The sequence below is a fragment of the Brevundimonas sp. FV1ps31S genome (assembly GCF_058681265.1).
Map to the genome: position 1 here is coordinate 3,149,198 of NZ_CM178735.1, position 15,118 is coordinate 3,164,315.

Sequence of the window (15,118 nt, forward strand, 5' to 3'; positions counted from 1 at the left end):
GACGATTTTCGGTGCTATGCGTTCCCCTGCCCCAATAGTGTAGCTGGAGCCACGCCTGATGCGTCGCCTGTTGATATGGACCGGCCTGGCTGCCCTCGTCGGGCTGGTGCTCGCAGGCGTCGCCTACTGGGCCTACTGGAACTTCTACTCGCGGTTCCAGCCGGTCGTGATCAGCCGCAATCAGGCGCAAATTCAGCAGCTGCTGGACGAGGCCTCGTGGGTGTCCGGCGGCGGCGGCGGTCAGCCCCTCTATATCGTCGCTTATCGCGACAGCGCCTCCGCCCAGCGTTATGAGCGTGAAGAGGTTGAAAAGCTTCGCGCCGCCGGGGTCGAGCCGCGCATCATCGTGTTCGCCCGCCCTGACCGGGAAGGTCTGGCCCAGTCCACCGCCGCCGAACGAGCCACGATCGCGGAGCTGTGGCTGACGCGCGACTGGTCGCTGTATCAGCGCTGGACGGCGACGCCGGCGCATCAGTGGACGGCGGCCGGCATTCCTCCGGCGGACGGCAATCTGGCCCGCGCCGCCGTGGTCGAAGCCAGCCGCCAGTTCGATGCTCGCCTGACCGCCCTGCTCGGGGATGCGGGCGTTCAGATCACCTATCCGTTGATCCTCTGGCGCGACCGAGACGGTTTCCTGAAGGCCTGCGGCTGCGCCGACAGCCGGTCCTGGGCCTTCATCCGCGACGATCTGAACGCACCGGAACGGGTCGGTCAGGCGGAAGCAGGGGCCGATGGGCCGGCGATGGAAGCCCTTCCCGGCGACGGGACCACGGCGGACGGCGGGGCCCCTTCACCCCTGCCCTATCCCGCCCTGCCTGGCGTCGCGCCGGCGGACGGCCAAGCGCCCGGAGCGGCTCCCGGGGCGGCGCCCTCCTCCAATCCTGCGGGCCAGAGCGCGCCCGCCGCGCCGCGCGCGGCGCCGGTGGCCAAGAAGCAGGAAGACAGCACCTTCTTCTAGGGGCGTCCGATACTGCAGCAGGCGGCGATCAGCCGGTCCACGTCCCCGGCGTCCTGATACAGTCCGAAGCCGAAGCGGATCACGTCGTCTCGGACATCCGTCACGATCCCGGCCGCGAGCAGCGCTGCACGCCAGGTCGGGGCGTCGTCGTGGCGCAGGGCCAGAAAGCGCGCGCGGGGGCCTTCGCCGGCGACAGGATTGAGGATGTCCGCTTCGCCGAGCAGCCCCGCCCTGCCCGCCTGGACCGCGTCCTGAAGGCGCTGGGCCAGCCCCCGACTGTGATCGGCGACATCGGCGGTCGTCAGCCCGGCCTGGGTCAGCATCGCGCGCGCAGCGTTGAACCGGTAGAGGGCCGAGCTGTCGAAGGTCGCGCCCCAGAACCGGCCGCCGTCCGACCGGTACTGAACCCCGCCCGGCGGGCCCGACAGATCCCCGAACTCGGCGAACCAGCCGGTGACGACCGGCCGAGGCGCAAATCCGTCCGGCGCGTGGAGAAAACAGGCGCCCTCGCCCGCCATGGCGTACTTGTAGCCTCCGCCAACATAGAAGATCCGGTCCGCCACGGTCGACAGGTCGGTCGGGGTGGCCATGAAGCCGTGATAGCCGTCGACCAGCACCCAGGGCCCCTCGGGCCGGGCCAGGGCCGCCAGGGGCTCGATCGCGTCGAACAGCCCGCCGGTGCGGAAGAAGACCTGGCTGACGACGATCCAGTCGTGCCCGCCGGCCTGGGCCGCCGCCATGAACCGTTCCGTAAAGGTGTCGAAGGGCGCCAGGGGCACGCGGGTGACCACGGCCTGACCCGCCTCCTCCCAGCGGCCGGCCTGACGTCGGAACGAATGGAATTCGCCGTCCGTCGACAGGATTCGGACCGGCCGGGTCTCGAAGGCCGAAAACACCCGCAGCAGCAGGTCGTGGGTGTTGGACGAGAAAATCAGGCTGTTCGGATCGGGCAGGCCCAACTCCGCCGCCACCTCCGCCTGGGCGCGGGGAATGACCTCGCCGAAGATCAGATCCCATTTGCGGTCGGCGTGCAGATTGGCGTCCAGCCAGGCCTGCTGCTGGGCCTCGAAACTGACGTCGGGCCACAGATGATGGCTGTGGGCGGCGAAGTGCAGACGGTCGGGCGCGGCGGCCAGGGCGCGTGAGAAGAGGGGTTTGAAGGACATGGTCGCAGCATACCGGTTTGAGGAGGCGCGTCGATATCAGCGCCCCTTTCGCAGCCCCAGCATCCCCAGCCAGCCGCCGCTGGTCAGAAGGGCGACGTCCAGCAGGGCCAGAGGCAGGGGGGTGGAGACCGGGGCGGCGATGAAACGGGCCTTCCAGTCCGGCGCGAACTTGGCCTTGTAGCTGCGCAGGCCCTGGAAGCCGTACAAGGCCCCCCCTTCTTCGAACACCAGCGCGCCGACACGGGCGAAGACGGGGGCGACGCGACGGTCCTCCAGCCCGGCCAGGGGCGCCATGCCCAGGTCGAAGGTCGCGATCTGCTCGGCCTTGGCCCACTGGACGCAGCGGATAAACAGATAGTCCATGACCCCATGCGGCGCGTCGGGCGTGTAGCGCATCAGGTCCACCGCCGCCTCGCCCGGCGTGACCAGCAGATTGGCGAAGGCCACGATCTGTTCGCCCTGTCGCACGACGGCCAGCGGGGTCAGGTTCAGATAGTGAATATCGAACCGGCCCAGGGAGAACGCCTTCTCGGCGCCATTGTGCAGGGCCATCCAGGCGTCTGAAACCCCCTTCAACTCGGGCTCCAGCGCCTGGGCGGCGCCGGCGGGCAGGACTTCGAACCGGGCGCCCTCGCGCTCGGCCCGGTTCAGGGCGGTGCGAAGATTCTGCTTGCCCTTGCCCTCGGTCGTGAAGGACCCGGTGCGGATCACCGCCGTCTCGCCGACCTTGCGCATGGCCAGGCCCATGGTCGCCAGTTCGCTGAGGATATGCTCCCCGACGGAATAGAAGACCGCCGCCCCGCCGTAGCTGTCGGCCAGTTCGGCGAAGCTCCATAGCAGTTCCTGTCGTTCTTCCGGCGGGCCTGCCGGTTCGCCCATGGCGATCCATCGCCGGCCCCTGACCCTGTAGGCGAGGAAGCTGCGGCCCGACGGGCTGAACAGCAGGGCCTTGTCGCCCAGCATGGCCAGCCAGGCTTCCGGCGTCGCATGTTCGGCCGTTTCCAGGGCGAGGCGCGCACGCTCGATCTCGTCCGGCGTGGCGGGGCCGTGGCTGTCGGCGCCGGGCGAGCTCAGCAACGACCGGCCCGCCACCAGCAGGGTCAAGAGCGACAGGACCAGACCCGCCCGCAGGAAGCCCGACGCCTGGCGGTCTACGAGGAACCGCCACCAGAGCTCGTCCGAATAGTCGACGTCGCGATAGGCGAAGAACCCCAGCCACAACATCGACGCCACCACGGCGATCAGCAGCAGCAGCCACCCCGGCCGCAGGGGTTCGCTGAGGCGGGATCGCCTGTTGAAGGCGGTGCGGCACGGCGCCAGCAGGGCGGCGACGACCATCAGATCGATCGACTCCTCCCAATCCAGCCCCTTCAGCAACGAGAAGACGGCGCCGACCGCAAGGACCGCCAGAGCGGCCCAGTAGGCGCCGCGGCGGCGGCGCCACAAGCCGGCCGACAGAAGGATCAGCATGAAGCCGGCGATGCTGGCGACAAAGTGGGACAGGTCGATCAGGATCGGCGAGACCACGCCTGTCAGCTGGCGCAGCCGTCCGTCGAACTCCGGCGTGACCGCAGACATCAGCATCAAGCCGCCCGCGCCGAAGGCGAGGACGGCGAAAATCTGCGGCGTCAGCTCGTAGGCGAGGCCCAGGAGCCGGCGCACAAGGCCGGGAACATAGGTGTTGCGGCGGTTCAAGTCGTCTCCTGCCGATTCGGCCCGATAGCCGTATCATAGACCAGGAATCGTCCAACCGGGGCAGATCCAAGGTCATTTGGGGGCGCAAGAAACAATCCGTAACATGGCGGGTTTTGCTGGTGCGGGCGCTGAGCTCGCGCAACTCGGGACAGCCCCAATGAGCTTCAAGACCGCCATTCTGACCAGCGCCGCCGCCGCCTTCCTGATCGCCTCGCCCGCCCTGGCGCAAGACGCCACGACGACCGCTCCGACGACCCAGGATCCAGCGGCCTCCGCCCCGGCCCAGCCGAGCCTGTCCTTGAATCCGGGCGCCTCCGTGCGCGGCCCGGACGGTGAGCTGGGCACGCTGGAGGGAGTCCAGAACAATGCTTCGGGCGCGCAGGAACTCACAGTTCGCGGCGCCGACGGCCAGGTGCGGGCCGTTCCGCTAAACGGCATCCGCCAGGACGGCGCCAATGTCGTGGTGGCGTACACCAAGGCGGAATACGACGCCGCCGCACCCATCGCCGGCGCTCCGCCCGCCCCTGCCCCGTCGACGACGCCTCCCCCGGCCTCCGATCCGACGGCGACGCCCGGCGGCGAACCGACCACCAGCCCGGACGCCGAGCCGGTCGATCCCTCGGGCAGCAGCGATCCCATGGCTCCGCCCACCGGCGACCAGCCGCAGGGCTGACGCCTCGCGGGCCTGGCCCGCTGATCGATAGAGACAAGGCGGTCGGGACCCGTCCCGGCCGCCTTTTCCGTGTCCGGCTGCATCCTGTCGTAAAAACAGGGTGACAAACCGCCAAACCGCCAGCCTGCTGCATGATCCGCCTGCCTCGAACACGCCCTGGGGGTCCGCGCCCTGGGTCATTGTAGCCCCGCCCGAAGACGTGCGAGATTGAAGGGGGCGAACGGGGCTGAAAGCCTTGTGATCCCGTGGTTGGGACCGATGGATAAGATCGGAGTCCCATACGAAAAGGGGCGGCTCTTGCGAGCCGCCCCTTCGTCGTTTCAGTCCGGCTGGACGATCAGGCGCGACGCTTGACCAGACCCAGCAGGAACAGGAGGATGATGGCGCCGATGGTCGCCACGATGGTCGAACCGATCCAGCCGCCCCAGGCGAAGCCCAGTGCATTGGCGATGAAACCGCCGATCAGGGCGCCGATGACGCCGACGATCAGATTGGTGATCAGGCCGTGATTGCGGCCCATGATTTGTTCCGCGAGCCAGCCCGCGACGATGCCGATGATGATCCAGGCGATAATGCCCATTCTAAATTCCTTCCAATAGAAGCCAAGCTGTCGACTAAATGCGTCCAGTGGAATTGGGTTGCGACCGGCGTCAGCGGAGTTCGAATAACCGCGTAACTCCCCTCGCGCGCGACCTTCGGCACGTGGTTTGCGGCTTGGCAGGCGAGCCGTCCCACATCGGGACGGCCTAAGATGAGGAGCTGGGAGGCCATGGCCACCGACATTGATCTTCACCTGGGTCGCCGCCTACGTCGCCGTCGTCGCCTGCTAGGCCTGACCCAGCAGCAGCTGGCCGTCCAGGTCGGCATCCGCTTCCAGCAGATCCAGAAATACGAATGCGGCGCCAACCGCATCTCGGCCGCCCGCCTGTGGCAGCTGGCCGAAGCCCTGGAGACGCCGGTCAGTTATTTCTACGACGGGTTGAACGAGGCGTTGGAGCGCAAGGACGCGGGCCAGGCCCCTGGCGAGATGTTCTCGCGCAAGGAGACGCTCGACCTGATCCAGGCCTATTACCAGCTCGGCGAACGGCCCCGCCGCCGCCTGCTGGACCTGGCCAAGTCCCTGCACGACGCCAATGAGGTCGCGGCCTGACATCAGGTCGCCGCCTGGGGTTCTCGCGGCGCGGTGATCCGCGCTAAGAGCCCTCCATGACCGAATTCGAATCCTTCGCGGTGGAGTTGGCGCACGAAGCCGCGCGCGTCACCCTGCCCTTCTTCCGCTCGGACATCGGGCATGAGGACAAGGGCGGGGCGGCGGGTTTCGACCCGGTGACCGAGGCCGACAAACAGGCCGAGGCGGCGATCCGTCGCCTGATCGCCGACCGCTATCCCGATCATGGAGTGATCGGCGAGGAATATGGCGAAGACCGGCCGGACGCCGAACACGTCTGGGTGCTGGACCCCATCGACGGCACGCGAGCCTTCATCTCGGGCCTGCCGCTGTGGACCACCCTGATCGCCCTGCGCACGGGCGGCAAGCCGACCGTGGGCGTGATAGCCCAGCCCTATCTGGACGAGATTTTCATCGGCGGCCCGTCCGGAGCCCGGCTGATGCGCGGAGAGACCGAGACGCCGCTGGCGGTGCGGTCGTGCGAGCACCTGACCGACGCCGTCATCTCGACCACCGATCCCGACATCTTCAACGGCGCCGAACGGGGCGCCTGGACCCAGGTCCGCGCCGCCGCCCGCCTGGCCCGCCTGGGCTGCGACGCCTATGCCTATGCGATGGTGGCGGCCGGCAAGATGGACCTGGTGGCCGAGACCAGCCTGAAGTCCTGGGACTGGTCCGCCCTGGTCCCGGTGATCGAGGCCGCCGGGGGCCGGGTGGTCAACTGGCGCGGGGAGGCGCCGGACGGCAGCGGGCAGATTCTGGCCGTCGGGGATGAGCGGCTGATCGATCAGGCGCTGGTGACGCTGAAGCGGGCGGCGGGATAGCAGCGGAAGCCAATCTGGCGAAGGCGCGTGCCCCCGCCCATTATGAAAACCTGCCGTCTACCCGCAGTTGTGGATTGACCCGGCGAGACGCCCCCCGCTACATGCCGGGCAGCGTATGGGGGATTGTATGCGTCTTATTCGAACCGGGTTGATCGCCTTGGCGGCGACGACTTTGACAGCCTGTGGCGGCGGAGGCGGCGGCAGCGGCGGAGGAGTGGTCACTCCCCCTGTCGCCCCCACAAACAGCAACATCGCCGCCTTGACGGTCAATCAGACCTTCACCGGACCGGCCGCAACGGCCAATAACGAGTTCAATCTGACCTCGGGCACCACGGTAAACAGCAGCGGCGCAGCCGACACCCTGTCGGTCTCATATGACGCCTCCGCCAAGAGCTACACGGTCTCAGTCGCCGGCCGAACCCAGACTTTTGCGCCGGGCGACGTGACCGCTACCGCAACTGGCGAAACCCGCTTTCAGAAGGAAGGCTCCGCCGGCAAGGACCGGCTTACGCTGGTGACGACGCCGTATTCGAGCCAGACCAGCAATCGATATGTGGGTATGGGGATCTGGCAACGTTCCAACACGGTCGGCGACCGGCAGAACGATCAGTTCGCAACCTTCGTCTACGGCCTGAATACGCCAGCCGCCGCCATGCCGCGGGCGGGACGGGCAAACTTCGCCATCGACGTCTTCGGCATGTCGTCTGTGCCTGGATTTGAGCCCAGCGTCCTTCAGGGCCGCGGCAATTTCGACGTGGACTTCATGGCGGGCGTCTTCTCGACCCAGACCTATCTGACCGAGACGGGGCTTATAACGGGCTCTGGCGTGAGCGGCGGCGGCATAGAGCTGATCGGCGCCGGGACTCTGTCCAGCACCGAGCCAAAATTTTCGGGCAATGTGACGGCCGGCAGCCGTAACGCCAAGCTGACCGGGTCTCTATCGGGACTGTTCTACGGACCGGGCGCCGAGGAAATCGGCGCCAGTTTCAGCGCGACGAACAGCGACGGGGCGTCGTTCACGGGCAGCTTCACCGGACAGCGTGGCACAGGCCCGGCCGTCAACCTGACCCTGACCGATATGGTGACGCCGCAATTGTTCTATGTGCAGGGGACCGGCTTGTTCCTTGATAAGGTGGATGGTCGCGCAGAGAACCAACTCTGGACCTACCGCATGATCGGGCAGCTTCAGGACCGCACAAGCGGCAACTTCTCCTTTGGTCCCGGTCTATCCAACATGGCTGGCGGCGACTTCACCGTGAACTCGATTGTCGCCTCCGATGACCCCAATTTTACCGTCTACGAAAAAACCTTTGGAGACACCGGGGTACGCTTGGAACTGTTCAAGGTCGGCTCCTCCAACAGCCAGCTGGCGCTGACATACTCGACACTGGGACGTTGGAGCAGCACAGTTCGCTCCGGTATAGCGACCACCAGCCAGCACCATCACTTCGTGTATGGACTTGAAACGCCGGTGGGTCTGCTGACGACGCGAACCGGAACGGCGCGGTACGAGGGCGTCGTCTATGGCGCAGGGGCGAACGCCGCCAGCGGCGTGGAGTACGATGTCCGCGGAACTTCGGTTTTCAACGTCGATTTCAGCGGGCAAACCTATTCAGGCGACCTGACGCTGAACGGTCGTAGCAGCAGCGGCACGGTCGACTTCGGACGGTACGATTTTGCGGGCCGGCTAAGCAGCACAACCACGGGGACCACCGTCGGCCTAACTCAGGGGGGCGCAGCGGCCGGAGAACTCGTCACACGCTTCTATGGGCCAACCGGCGAAGAGATCGGCGGTGATTTCAATATCTTCGTACCGGAGAGCGTTCAGGCAGGGCGTACTCAGATCGGCGGAGCGACGATCGCACGTCGGCGGTGATTCCGCTCCGTATTCCACGCGCCTGGCGCAGAGGCATGCTCTTCGCGATCAGCGCACTGCTGGTCGCGACGCCGCTTCGCGCCCAGGACGTCGTCGAAGGGCTTTCAGCCGCTCAGGTGTTCCAACTTGCGGAGACGCGACGCCAGGCCGGAGCCGTAGCCGACGCTGTCGCCGCCTATGACGCCTTGGCTCAGGACGCCGACGCCGACGTCCGCGCGGAGGCGCGCTACCGCAAGGGCCTGATGCTGGCGGACCTGGGCCGCCTTGCGGAAGCCGCCCAGGCTTTCCGAGCCTTGCTGAACGAAAAGCCCGACGCGCTCGCCGCTCGGCTCGAACTGGCGCGGATGCTTGCGGCCCTGGGCCTCGAGAACGACGCGCGCAGAGAGCTGAGGCAGGCTCAGGCGGCCGGGATTCCGGCGGACGCCGCGCCGATGGTCGAGCAATTCGCCGCCGCCTTGCGGTCTCCGCAAAGATTCGGCGGTTCGTTGGAACTGAGCCTCGCGCCGGACAGCAACATCAATCGGGCGACCCAGGCCCGCACCCTGGACACCATCATCGCCCCGCTCATCCTGTCGGACGATGCGCGCGCGCAGTCAGGCCTCGGAGCAAGAGCCGCCGGCCAGGGGTTCGCCAAACTGCCTCTGAGCCCCAGCCTCTCCTTGCTTCCGCGCGTCGCGGGACTGGCCAACCTCTATGGCGACGATCGCTTCAACGACGTGTCGGCCTCAGCCTTGATCGGAGTCGAGTGGCGCGGCCGAAAGGATCGGTTCAGTCCTTCAATCGGACAGACCCGACGCTGGTTCGGCGGCGAAGCCTATGCCCGAACCCGGACCCTCGCCGTCGACTGGGTTCATATGATCGACGCCAGGTCCCAGATCGTGACCTCGGCCAGTGCTGGGGCCGCCACCTACGACCAGAATTCTCTTCAGGACGGAGAGCTGTACGATGTCTCGATATCCTATGAACGAGCTGTCAGCGCCACCTCGGGACTGACGCTCAACGCCTCGACGACCCGCCAGACCGCAGAAGATCCCGGCTATGCGACCTGGGGCGGCGGCTTCACCGTGGGCGCCTGGAAAGACATGCGCTGGGGCGCCGTCTTCGTCTCGACCGGCCTTCGGCGGACGGTCGGCGACGACCGCCTGTTCCTCTTCCCCGAGCGCCGGGAAGAGTGGCTGGTCACGGCGAAGGCCGGCGTAACGTTTAGAAGCCTGACCGTCGCCGAACTGGCGCCCATCGTCCGAGCCACCTTCGAGGAGAATAGCTCGACGGTGGGGATTTACGACTACAGCCGCCTGGCCATGGAGATCGGCTTTACTCGGGCGTTCTGAACGCCTGCCCCTCGGCTCTGTCGCCGCGAGCGCCTAGGCGACCGACGGCGCCGCTTCCGTCACGTCCTCAATCCTCGCCGACGGATCGACGGCCGTCGCGCCCTTCAGCGGCGAGACGTAGTCGGCCATGGCGTCGAACTCGTCGAGGAAGACGGCGCGCATGGGGTCGGCTTCCATGATGACTTCGTGCTTGGCGCCGGGGACCTCGACATAGCGGCCGCGGCCCAGGCGTTTGGCGGCCCAGCGGCTGGTCTGTTTCCACACTACGTCGTCGGCGTCGGCCTGGACGAAGGCGACAGGAATCTTGACCGCCTTCAGGGCCTTGGGCTTCAGCGCGCGCTCGCCGGCGTCGAGGGCGAAGGCCAGCCAGCCGTAGGTGGGGCCGCCGATGGCCAGGTGGGGGCAGGCGTACAGCTGCTGGCGCCACATCTCGTAACGGGTCTCGTCCGAGGTCAGGGCGTCCTCGGCGAAGGTGTGGTCGAACGGGTCGTCCGGGTCGCCCAGGATATAGTCGCCGGCGTGGCCGTGACGGATGTTCCAGCGCACCGCCAGCTTGACGGACCACATCGAGCGTTTGCCGGTCTTGATCCGCAGCATGGGGCTGGACAGGATCGCGCCGGCGAACCGGGTCTCGCCGGCTTCCAGCGTCAGCAGGTTCAGGCAGGCGCCCATCGAATGGCCGACCATGACCCAGGGCTTGGGGCACTGGCTTTCGAAGGCGTCCAGCAGGCGGCCGTAGTCATCGAGGAATTCCTCGACCGCGCGGGCGTGGCCCTTGAGCCGGTCGGGCAGGAGGCGGGCCGACAGGCCCTGGCCGCGCCAGTCGTGGGCCAGGACGCACCAGCCGCGCGCCAGGAAATTGCCGATGACCTCGAAATATTTCTCGATCGGCTCGGTGCGGCCGGGGCTGAGCACCACCGTGCCGCGCGGCTGTTCGGCGGTCAGGTGCGACGGCGTCCAGAGGGCGGCGCGCAGGCGCATGCCGCCGGCGCCGCGATACCAGTCGCCCTTTCCGCCCGGAGGCGAAGAGGCGCCGGGGACTCCCATCAAGGGCGCATTGGCGGCGAAGGCTTGGGCGCGGTTCACTCGGGCTTCCTGAACTTCAAGGTCATGCGGTCGCTTTCGCCGATCTCTTCGAACTTGGATCGGTCGAACGTGGGGTCGGCGGGCTCGCCCCGGGGGGCGGTCAGACGCATCGGCGGCAGGGTGTCGACCCCGAACGGATGGTCCTTGGTGTCCTTGTCGTTGGCGTTGATCTCGGAGGCGGCGACGAAGACGAAGCCGGCCTCGGCCGCCAGCTGTTTGACGAAGGCCTCCTGGACATAGCCGTTGGCGGCGACCGGATCCTGATCCTCTTCCGGGGCCAGCCGGTGCTGTTCGATTCCCAGGACCCCGCCGGGCTTCAGGGCGGCGAAGGCGTCGGAGAAGGCCTTTTCCGCGATCCCGGCGGCCATCCAGCCATGCAGGGTGCGCAGGAACAGGCACAGGTCGGCCGTCCCCGCCGGCGTCACCGGGCCGGATGCGGCGCCGAAGGTGGTGAACTGGGGCTCGCCGTACAGTTTCTTGTCGGCGCTGAACCGGGTCTGGAAGGCGGCGTTCAGGGCCGCCTGGGCCGGATCCGCCATCGGGCCTTCGGGGAACAGGGCCGCGACATAGACGCCCTTGCCGCGCGCCAGATAGGGGGCGAGTATTTCCGTGTACCAGCCGCTGCCCGGCCAGAACTCCACCACCGTCATCGCCGGTTGCAGGCCGAAGAAGCGCAGGGTCTCCATCGGATGGCGGAAGGCGTCGCGCGGCCGGTCCTGGGCGCGCCAGGGGCCGGCGACAGCCCACTCCAGCGAGCCCTCGGGCGGGCCGGCGGGCGCGGGCGGGGCCTCGGGGGCGGCGTCCTTCTTGCGTCCGCAGGCCGCCATCCCGGTCAGGGCCCCGGTCAGGGCCAGTCCGGTCGCGCCGGACAGCAGAAACCGGCGCGACAGGCCGCTGGATTTCGCAGAAAGTTCAGCCATCAAAACACCCCCTAGGAACGCCGGGCCCCGCGTCCGGCAAACCTTGGTCGAACGGGCATAAGCAGGTTCGCCGCTCGGGTCAAAACCGGACTATTCCGGCTTGCGGAACCGCAGGGTCATGCGGTCGCTCTCGCCGATGGCGTCGAAGGCCGCGCGCTGGTCCGGCGTAAGGGCGCCGCTGCCGTCGCGGGCCTGGGACTGACGCACCGGCGGCAGGGTCCAGACGCCGAACGGGTGGTCGTGGTCGTCCCTGGGGTTGGCGTTCAACTCGCTGCGGGCCTCGAGCACGAAGCCGGCGTCCTGGGCTTCGTGGATCACATAGCTTTCGGGCACATAGCCGGTCGAGGCGACGTCGGCGACGTTCAGGCCCTCGGCGCTGCGGTGTTGTTCCACGGCCAGGATCCCGCCGGGCTTCAGGGCGGCGAAGAAGGCCTTCATATAGGGTTCGGTGCGGCCGTCGCGCGACCAGTTGTGGAAGGCCCGGGCCACCAGGATGAAGTCGGCCGAGCCGGGCTCGACCCCCATGCTCTCCAGCGGACGGTTGACGCCGACATAGCGGCCGCCGGTCGCCGCCGCATAGGGCTCCAGGATATGCCGCCACCAGCTGGCGCCGCCCGGCTCGATCTCGACCACCGTCATGCCCGGCGTCAGGCCCCAGAAGGTCAGGGCCTCGTACGGATGGCGGGCGGCGTCGCGGGCGCGGTCGGCGGCGGGACGGGTCTCGGCGGCGACAGCGGCTTGCAGCGCCGTGTCCTCGGCGAGCGTCGGGATGGCGCTGGACAGGGCCGAGCGCGGCGGCGTCCAGGCGCCGTTCGCAGGGGCGGTCGAGGACTGGGCTGCGGCCGTCGTTACGGCGACGGTCGACAGCAGGGCGGCGAGGCCGAGTGCGGCGAGACGCATGGGGGGTTCCTTCATCCGGGGTGATCTTCAATACGGGGTGCAGCGGCCGGCGCAAATGACGATCGTGAGACGCGGGGATTGGTCGCGCATGGCCGCCCCCTTGACGCCCGTTCGGCGCATCCCATTTCATCTCTCGAGAGCGCCGGTTCCGGGCTCTCCAGACCGACGGCGCCGATTTCGGGTCGCCGGGCTGAACCCCAACCGTCCGGGCAAACCGCCGGGCGGCTCAACCTTGCTGATCCTCAGGAGGATGCTGATGCGTACCTATGATTTCACCCCGCTGTACCGTTCGGCCGTCGGTTTCGACCGACTGGCCAATCTGCTGGAAACCGCCGCGCGGACCAGCCAGGACGGCGGCTATCCGCCCTACAACATCGAGACCACGGGCGAGAACGCCTATCGCATCGAGATCGCCGTCGCCGGTTTCTCTCCCGACGAGCTGAATATCGAGGTGAAGGAAAACCTGCTGACCGTCACCGGCCGCAAGACCGCCAATGACGACGCCGAGGCGCAGAAGACCTATCTGCACCGCGGCCTGGCCGAGCGCGATTTCGAGCGCCGCTTCCAGCTGGCCGACTATGTGGTCGTGACTGAGGCCAATCTGGTCAACGGCCTGCTGTCGATTTCGCTGAAGCGCGAACTGCCCGAGGCGCTGAAGCCCCGCCGCATCGAGATCGGCGGCGCCCAGCCGCTGATCGAAGGCCAAGCCGACAAGACCAAGACGGACAAGGCCAAAGCGGCCTGATCGGTCCATCCGAACTGGAAAGGGCGGCGTTCGCGCCGCCCTTTTTTATGCCGACTTTTGGGCCGCCAGATGCGCGAAGGCGGCGACCACCTGTTCATAGGCCGGGCGTTTGAACGGCACGATCAGGTCGCAGGCCTCGGACAGGGCGCCCCATCGCCAGGCGTCGAACTCGATCTCGTCGTCGGCTTGCAGGTCGATCTCGCCGTCCTGACCGGTGAAGCGGAAGGCGAACCATTGCTGGCGCTGGCCGACGAAGCCGCGCCAGGCCTTAGCGTTGTTCATCGCCTCGGGCGGGAAGTCGTACAGAATCCAGTCGTCGGTCCGCGCCAGGAATTCGACCGAGGTCACGCCGGTCTCTTCCTTCAGTTCGCGCAAGGCGGCGGCCGTCAGATCCTCGCCCTCGTCCACCCCGCCTTGCGGAAACTGCCAGTTATGCGGGCCGGGCGTGGCGTGGCGGCGGCCGTACCAGACTAGGCCGTCGGCGTTGAACAGCACGACCCCGACATTGGGGCGGTACAGACTGAGGTCGGTCATTACCGGCCGGGCCGCAGGGTCATGGCGGACGCCGGAGCCAGTTGCAGACCGCGCTGTTCCAGACCGGCGGTCCAGCGGGCGGCGGCCTCGACCGTCACCGGATAGGAGAAGCCGGTCCCCAGGGCCGAGCCGCGCAGCTTGGCCTGGGCTTCCAGACTGTTGAGGGCGGCGATGATGGCGGCGGGGGACTGGGTCTGGTCGATGACCTTGTCGGCGCTGGCGCGGGCCCAGGCGCCGGGACGGCGCTGGAACGAGCCGTCGTCGAGGAAGGCGATCCCCCGCTGGCGCAGGGTCGAGAGGAAGGCGTTCATCCCCGTGTCCGAGGTCGCGAACCGGTCGCCCAGATAGTTGGTCACGCCGAAATAGCCGACAGCGCGGCCCAGCAGCCAGTCCATCTTGGCCTGGACGTCGTCGGGGCCGCCGCTGGCCAGAAGGGTGAAGGGGCCGGGGTCGTTGTCCGGATAGCCGCTGGGCTCCATCGGCATTTCCAGCATGACCTCGTGGCCCTGGGCGCGGGCCTGGTCGATCCAGGACTGGAGATTGTCGGCATAGGGGACGAAGCTGAGGGTCACCTCGGGCGGCAGGCGTTCGATGGCCGCGCGGGTGGTGACGGCGTTCAGCCCCAGGCCGCCGACAATCAGGGCCACGCGCGGCTTGCCGTTTGAGCGGAACGGCCGGGCATAGGCCTGGGCCGGGACGCGGCCGTCGGGCGCGATGATCGGCAGAGGGCCGCTGGGGCCGGGCTGGGACAGGCCGGCGATCGGCGCCTTGGCCAGCGGAGACGCCGCCTGGACGGGCGCGCTATAGCTGGCCCCGCCCGCGACAGTGGCGCCGTCAGGCAGGGTGATCACGGCTTCGCCGCCTGCTGCGCCGGAGGGATCGCCTGTTCCGGTCAGATCCTGATAAAGGCCCATGGCGCCCATGGAGAAGGCCTCGAACCCGGTCGGCGCCGGCGCGGCCGCCGCCTCTTCGCGGTGCAGGGCGATACGGGCCGAGGGCGTGCCCGCATGCGGATCGCCCAGCACGGTCAGGAACAGGGCGCCGGTGGAGAGCAGGAACAGGCCGGCCAGGCCGGCGATCACCGGCGGCTTCTTCAGCACGGCGACGACGGGCTTCAGGCTCGGTTTTCCACGCGCCGCGGGTGGGGAGCCGGCGGCGGCGGCGAGAGCGGACTGGCGTTTGGCGAACATGGACACTGGGCGGAATCCTTCGATCCCATCCTCGCACTGCGCCGGTTAAGAA

General features: G+C 68.0%; 15 protein-coding genes. 7 read left to right on the forward strand and 8 right to left on the reverse strand.

Annotated elements, in window-relative coordinates:
* The first annotated feature begins 58 nt into the window (after positions 1 to 58).
* Positions 59 to 958, forward strand: a complete 900-nt coding sequence (locus tag ACVPT3_RS15080; RefSeq protein WP_492041669.1) for a hypothetical protein — start codon at positions 59 to 61, stop codon at positions 956 to 958.
* Here the strand turns inward: ACVPT3_RS15080 and ACVPT3_RS15085 are convergent.
* Positions 955 to 2,124, reverse strand: a complete 1,170-nt coding sequence (locus tag ACVPT3_RS15085; protein ID WP_492041670.1) for a kynureninase/PvdN C-terminal domain-containing protein — start codon at positions 2,122 to 2,124, stop codon at positions 955 to 957. The two genes, ACVPT3_RS15080 and ACVPT3_RS15085, sit on opposite strands and share 4 nt — an antisense overlap.
* A gap of 36 nt (positions 2,125 to 2,160) precedes the next feature.
* A complete protein-coding gene (locus tag ACVPT3_RS15090; RefSeq protein ID WP_492041671.1) occupies positions 2,161 to 3,819 on the reverse strand; it encodes a GNAT family N-acetyltransferase in 1,659 nt (552 codons plus the stop codon).
* A gap of 157 nt (positions 3,820 to 3,976) precedes the next feature.
* Here ACVPT3_RS15090 and ACVPT3_RS15095 point away from each other — a divergent pair, with 157 nt between their 5' ends.
* Positions 3,977 to 4,492, forward strand: a complete 516-nt coding sequence (locus ACVPT3_RS15095; protein WP_492041672.1) for a hypothetical protein — start codon at positions 3,977 to 3,979, stop codon at positions 4,490 to 4,492.
* 337 nt (positions 4,493 to 4,829) lie between these two features.
* Here ACVPT3_RS15095 and ACVPT3_RS15100 read toward each other — a convergent pair whose 3' ends face one another.
* Complete coding sequence (locus ACVPT3_RS15100) at positions 4,830 to 5,072, reverse strand: GlsB/YeaQ/YmgE family stress response membrane protein (RefSeq protein ID WP_271165335.1); 243 nt, start codon at positions 5,070 to 5,072, stop codon at positions 4,830 to 4,832.
* 171 nt (positions 5,073 to 5,243) lie between these two features.
* Between ACVPT3_RS15100 and ACVPT3_RS15105 the strand changes: the two genes are divergently transcribed.
* The 4 genes from ACVPT3_RS15105 (at position 5,244) to ACVPT3_RS15120 (ending at position 9,691) form a co-directional block, all read left to right on the forward strand.
* The gene (locus ACVPT3_RS15105) at positions 5,244 to 5,642 is read left to right on the forward strand and encodes a helix-turn-helix domain-containing protein (RefSeq protein ID WP_492041673.1); all 399 of its coding nucleotides are present in this window, start codon (positions 5,244 to 5,246) and stop codon (positions 5,640 to 5,642) included.
* A 56-nt stretch (positions 5,643 to 5,698) separates the two neighbouring features.
* Positions 5,699 to 6,484, forward strand: coding sequence for a histidinol-phosphatase (hisN, locus tag ACVPT3_RS15110; protein WP_492041674.1), 786 nt, complete (start codon positions 5,699 to 5,701; stop codon positions 6,482 to 6,484).
* Positions 6,485 to 6,611: 127 nt separating this feature from the next.
* Entirely contained in the window at positions 6,612 to 8,360 is a 1,749-nt protein-coding gene (locus ACVPT3_RS15115; protein WP_492041675.1) for a transferrin-binding protein-like solute binding protein, read from the forward strand.
* A 35-nt stretch (positions 8,361 to 8,395) separates the two neighbouring features.
* Entirely contained in the window at positions 8,396 to 9,691 is a 1,296-nt protein-coding gene (locus ACVPT3_RS15120; RefSeq protein ID WP_492041676.1) for a surface lipoprotein assembly modifier, read from the forward strand.
* Between the two features lie 33 nt (positions 9,692 to 9,724).
* Here ACVPT3_RS15120 and ACVPT3_RS15125 read toward each other — a convergent pair whose 3' ends face one another.
* From ACVPT3_RS15125 to ACVPT3_RS15135, 3 genes are all read right to left on the reverse strand, one after another.
* Complete coding sequence (locus tag ACVPT3_RS15125) at positions 9,725 to 10,777, reverse strand: alpha/beta fold hydrolase (RefSeq protein WP_492041677.1); 1,053 nt, start codon at positions 10,775 to 10,777, stop codon at positions 9,725 to 9,727.
* Positions 10,774 to 11,697 (reverse strand): class I SAM-dependent methyltransferase, encoded by a 924-nt coding sequence (locus ACVPT3_RS15130; RefSeq protein WP_492041678.1) that lies wholly within the window; start codon positions 11,695 to 11,697, stop codon positions 10,774 to 10,776. Before ACVPT3_RS15130 ends, ACVPT3_RS15125 begins: the two co-directional genes overlap by 4 nt.
* A 90-nt stretch (positions 11,698 to 11,787) precedes the next feature.
* Positions 11,788 to 12,597, reverse strand: coding sequence for a class I SAM-dependent methyltransferase (locus tag ACVPT3_RS15135; RefSeq protein WP_492041679.1), 810 nt, complete (start codon positions 12,595 to 12,597; stop codon positions 11,788 to 11,790).
* Between the two features lie 256 nt (positions 12,598 to 12,853).
* Between ACVPT3_RS15135 and ACVPT3_RS15140 the strand changes: the two genes are divergently transcribed.
* On the forward strand, positions 12,854 to 13,342 hold the full coding sequence (locus ACVPT3_RS15140) for an Hsp20 family protein (protein WP_492041680.1): 489 nt from the start codon (positions 12,854 to 12,856) through the stop codon (positions 13,340 to 13,342).
* A 45-nt stretch (positions 13,343 to 13,387) separates the two neighbouring features.
* On the opposite strand, the gene ACVPT3_RS15145 is transcribed toward ACVPT3_RS15140, so the two are convergent.
* Together ACVPT3_RS15145 and ACVPT3_RS15150 are read right to left on the reverse strand one after the other, a co-directional pair.
* Positions 13,388 to 13,876 carry an RNA pyrophosphohydrolase gene (locus tag ACVPT3_RS15145; RefSeq protein ID WP_492041681.1) on the reverse strand — a complete coding sequence of 163 codons (489 nt, stop codon included), beginning with the start codon at positions 13,874 to 13,876 and terminating at the stop codon, positions 13,388 to 13,390.
* Entirely contained in the window at positions 13,876 to 15,066 is a 1,191-nt protein-coding gene (locus ACVPT3_RS15150) for a divergent polysaccharide deacetylase family protein (RefSeq protein ID WP_492043836.1), read from the reverse strand. The genes ACVPT3_RS15145 and ACVPT3_RS15150 overlap by 1 nt, the downstream gene beginning before the upstream one ends.
* Between the last annotated feature and the right edge of the window lie 52 nt (positions 15,067 to 15,118).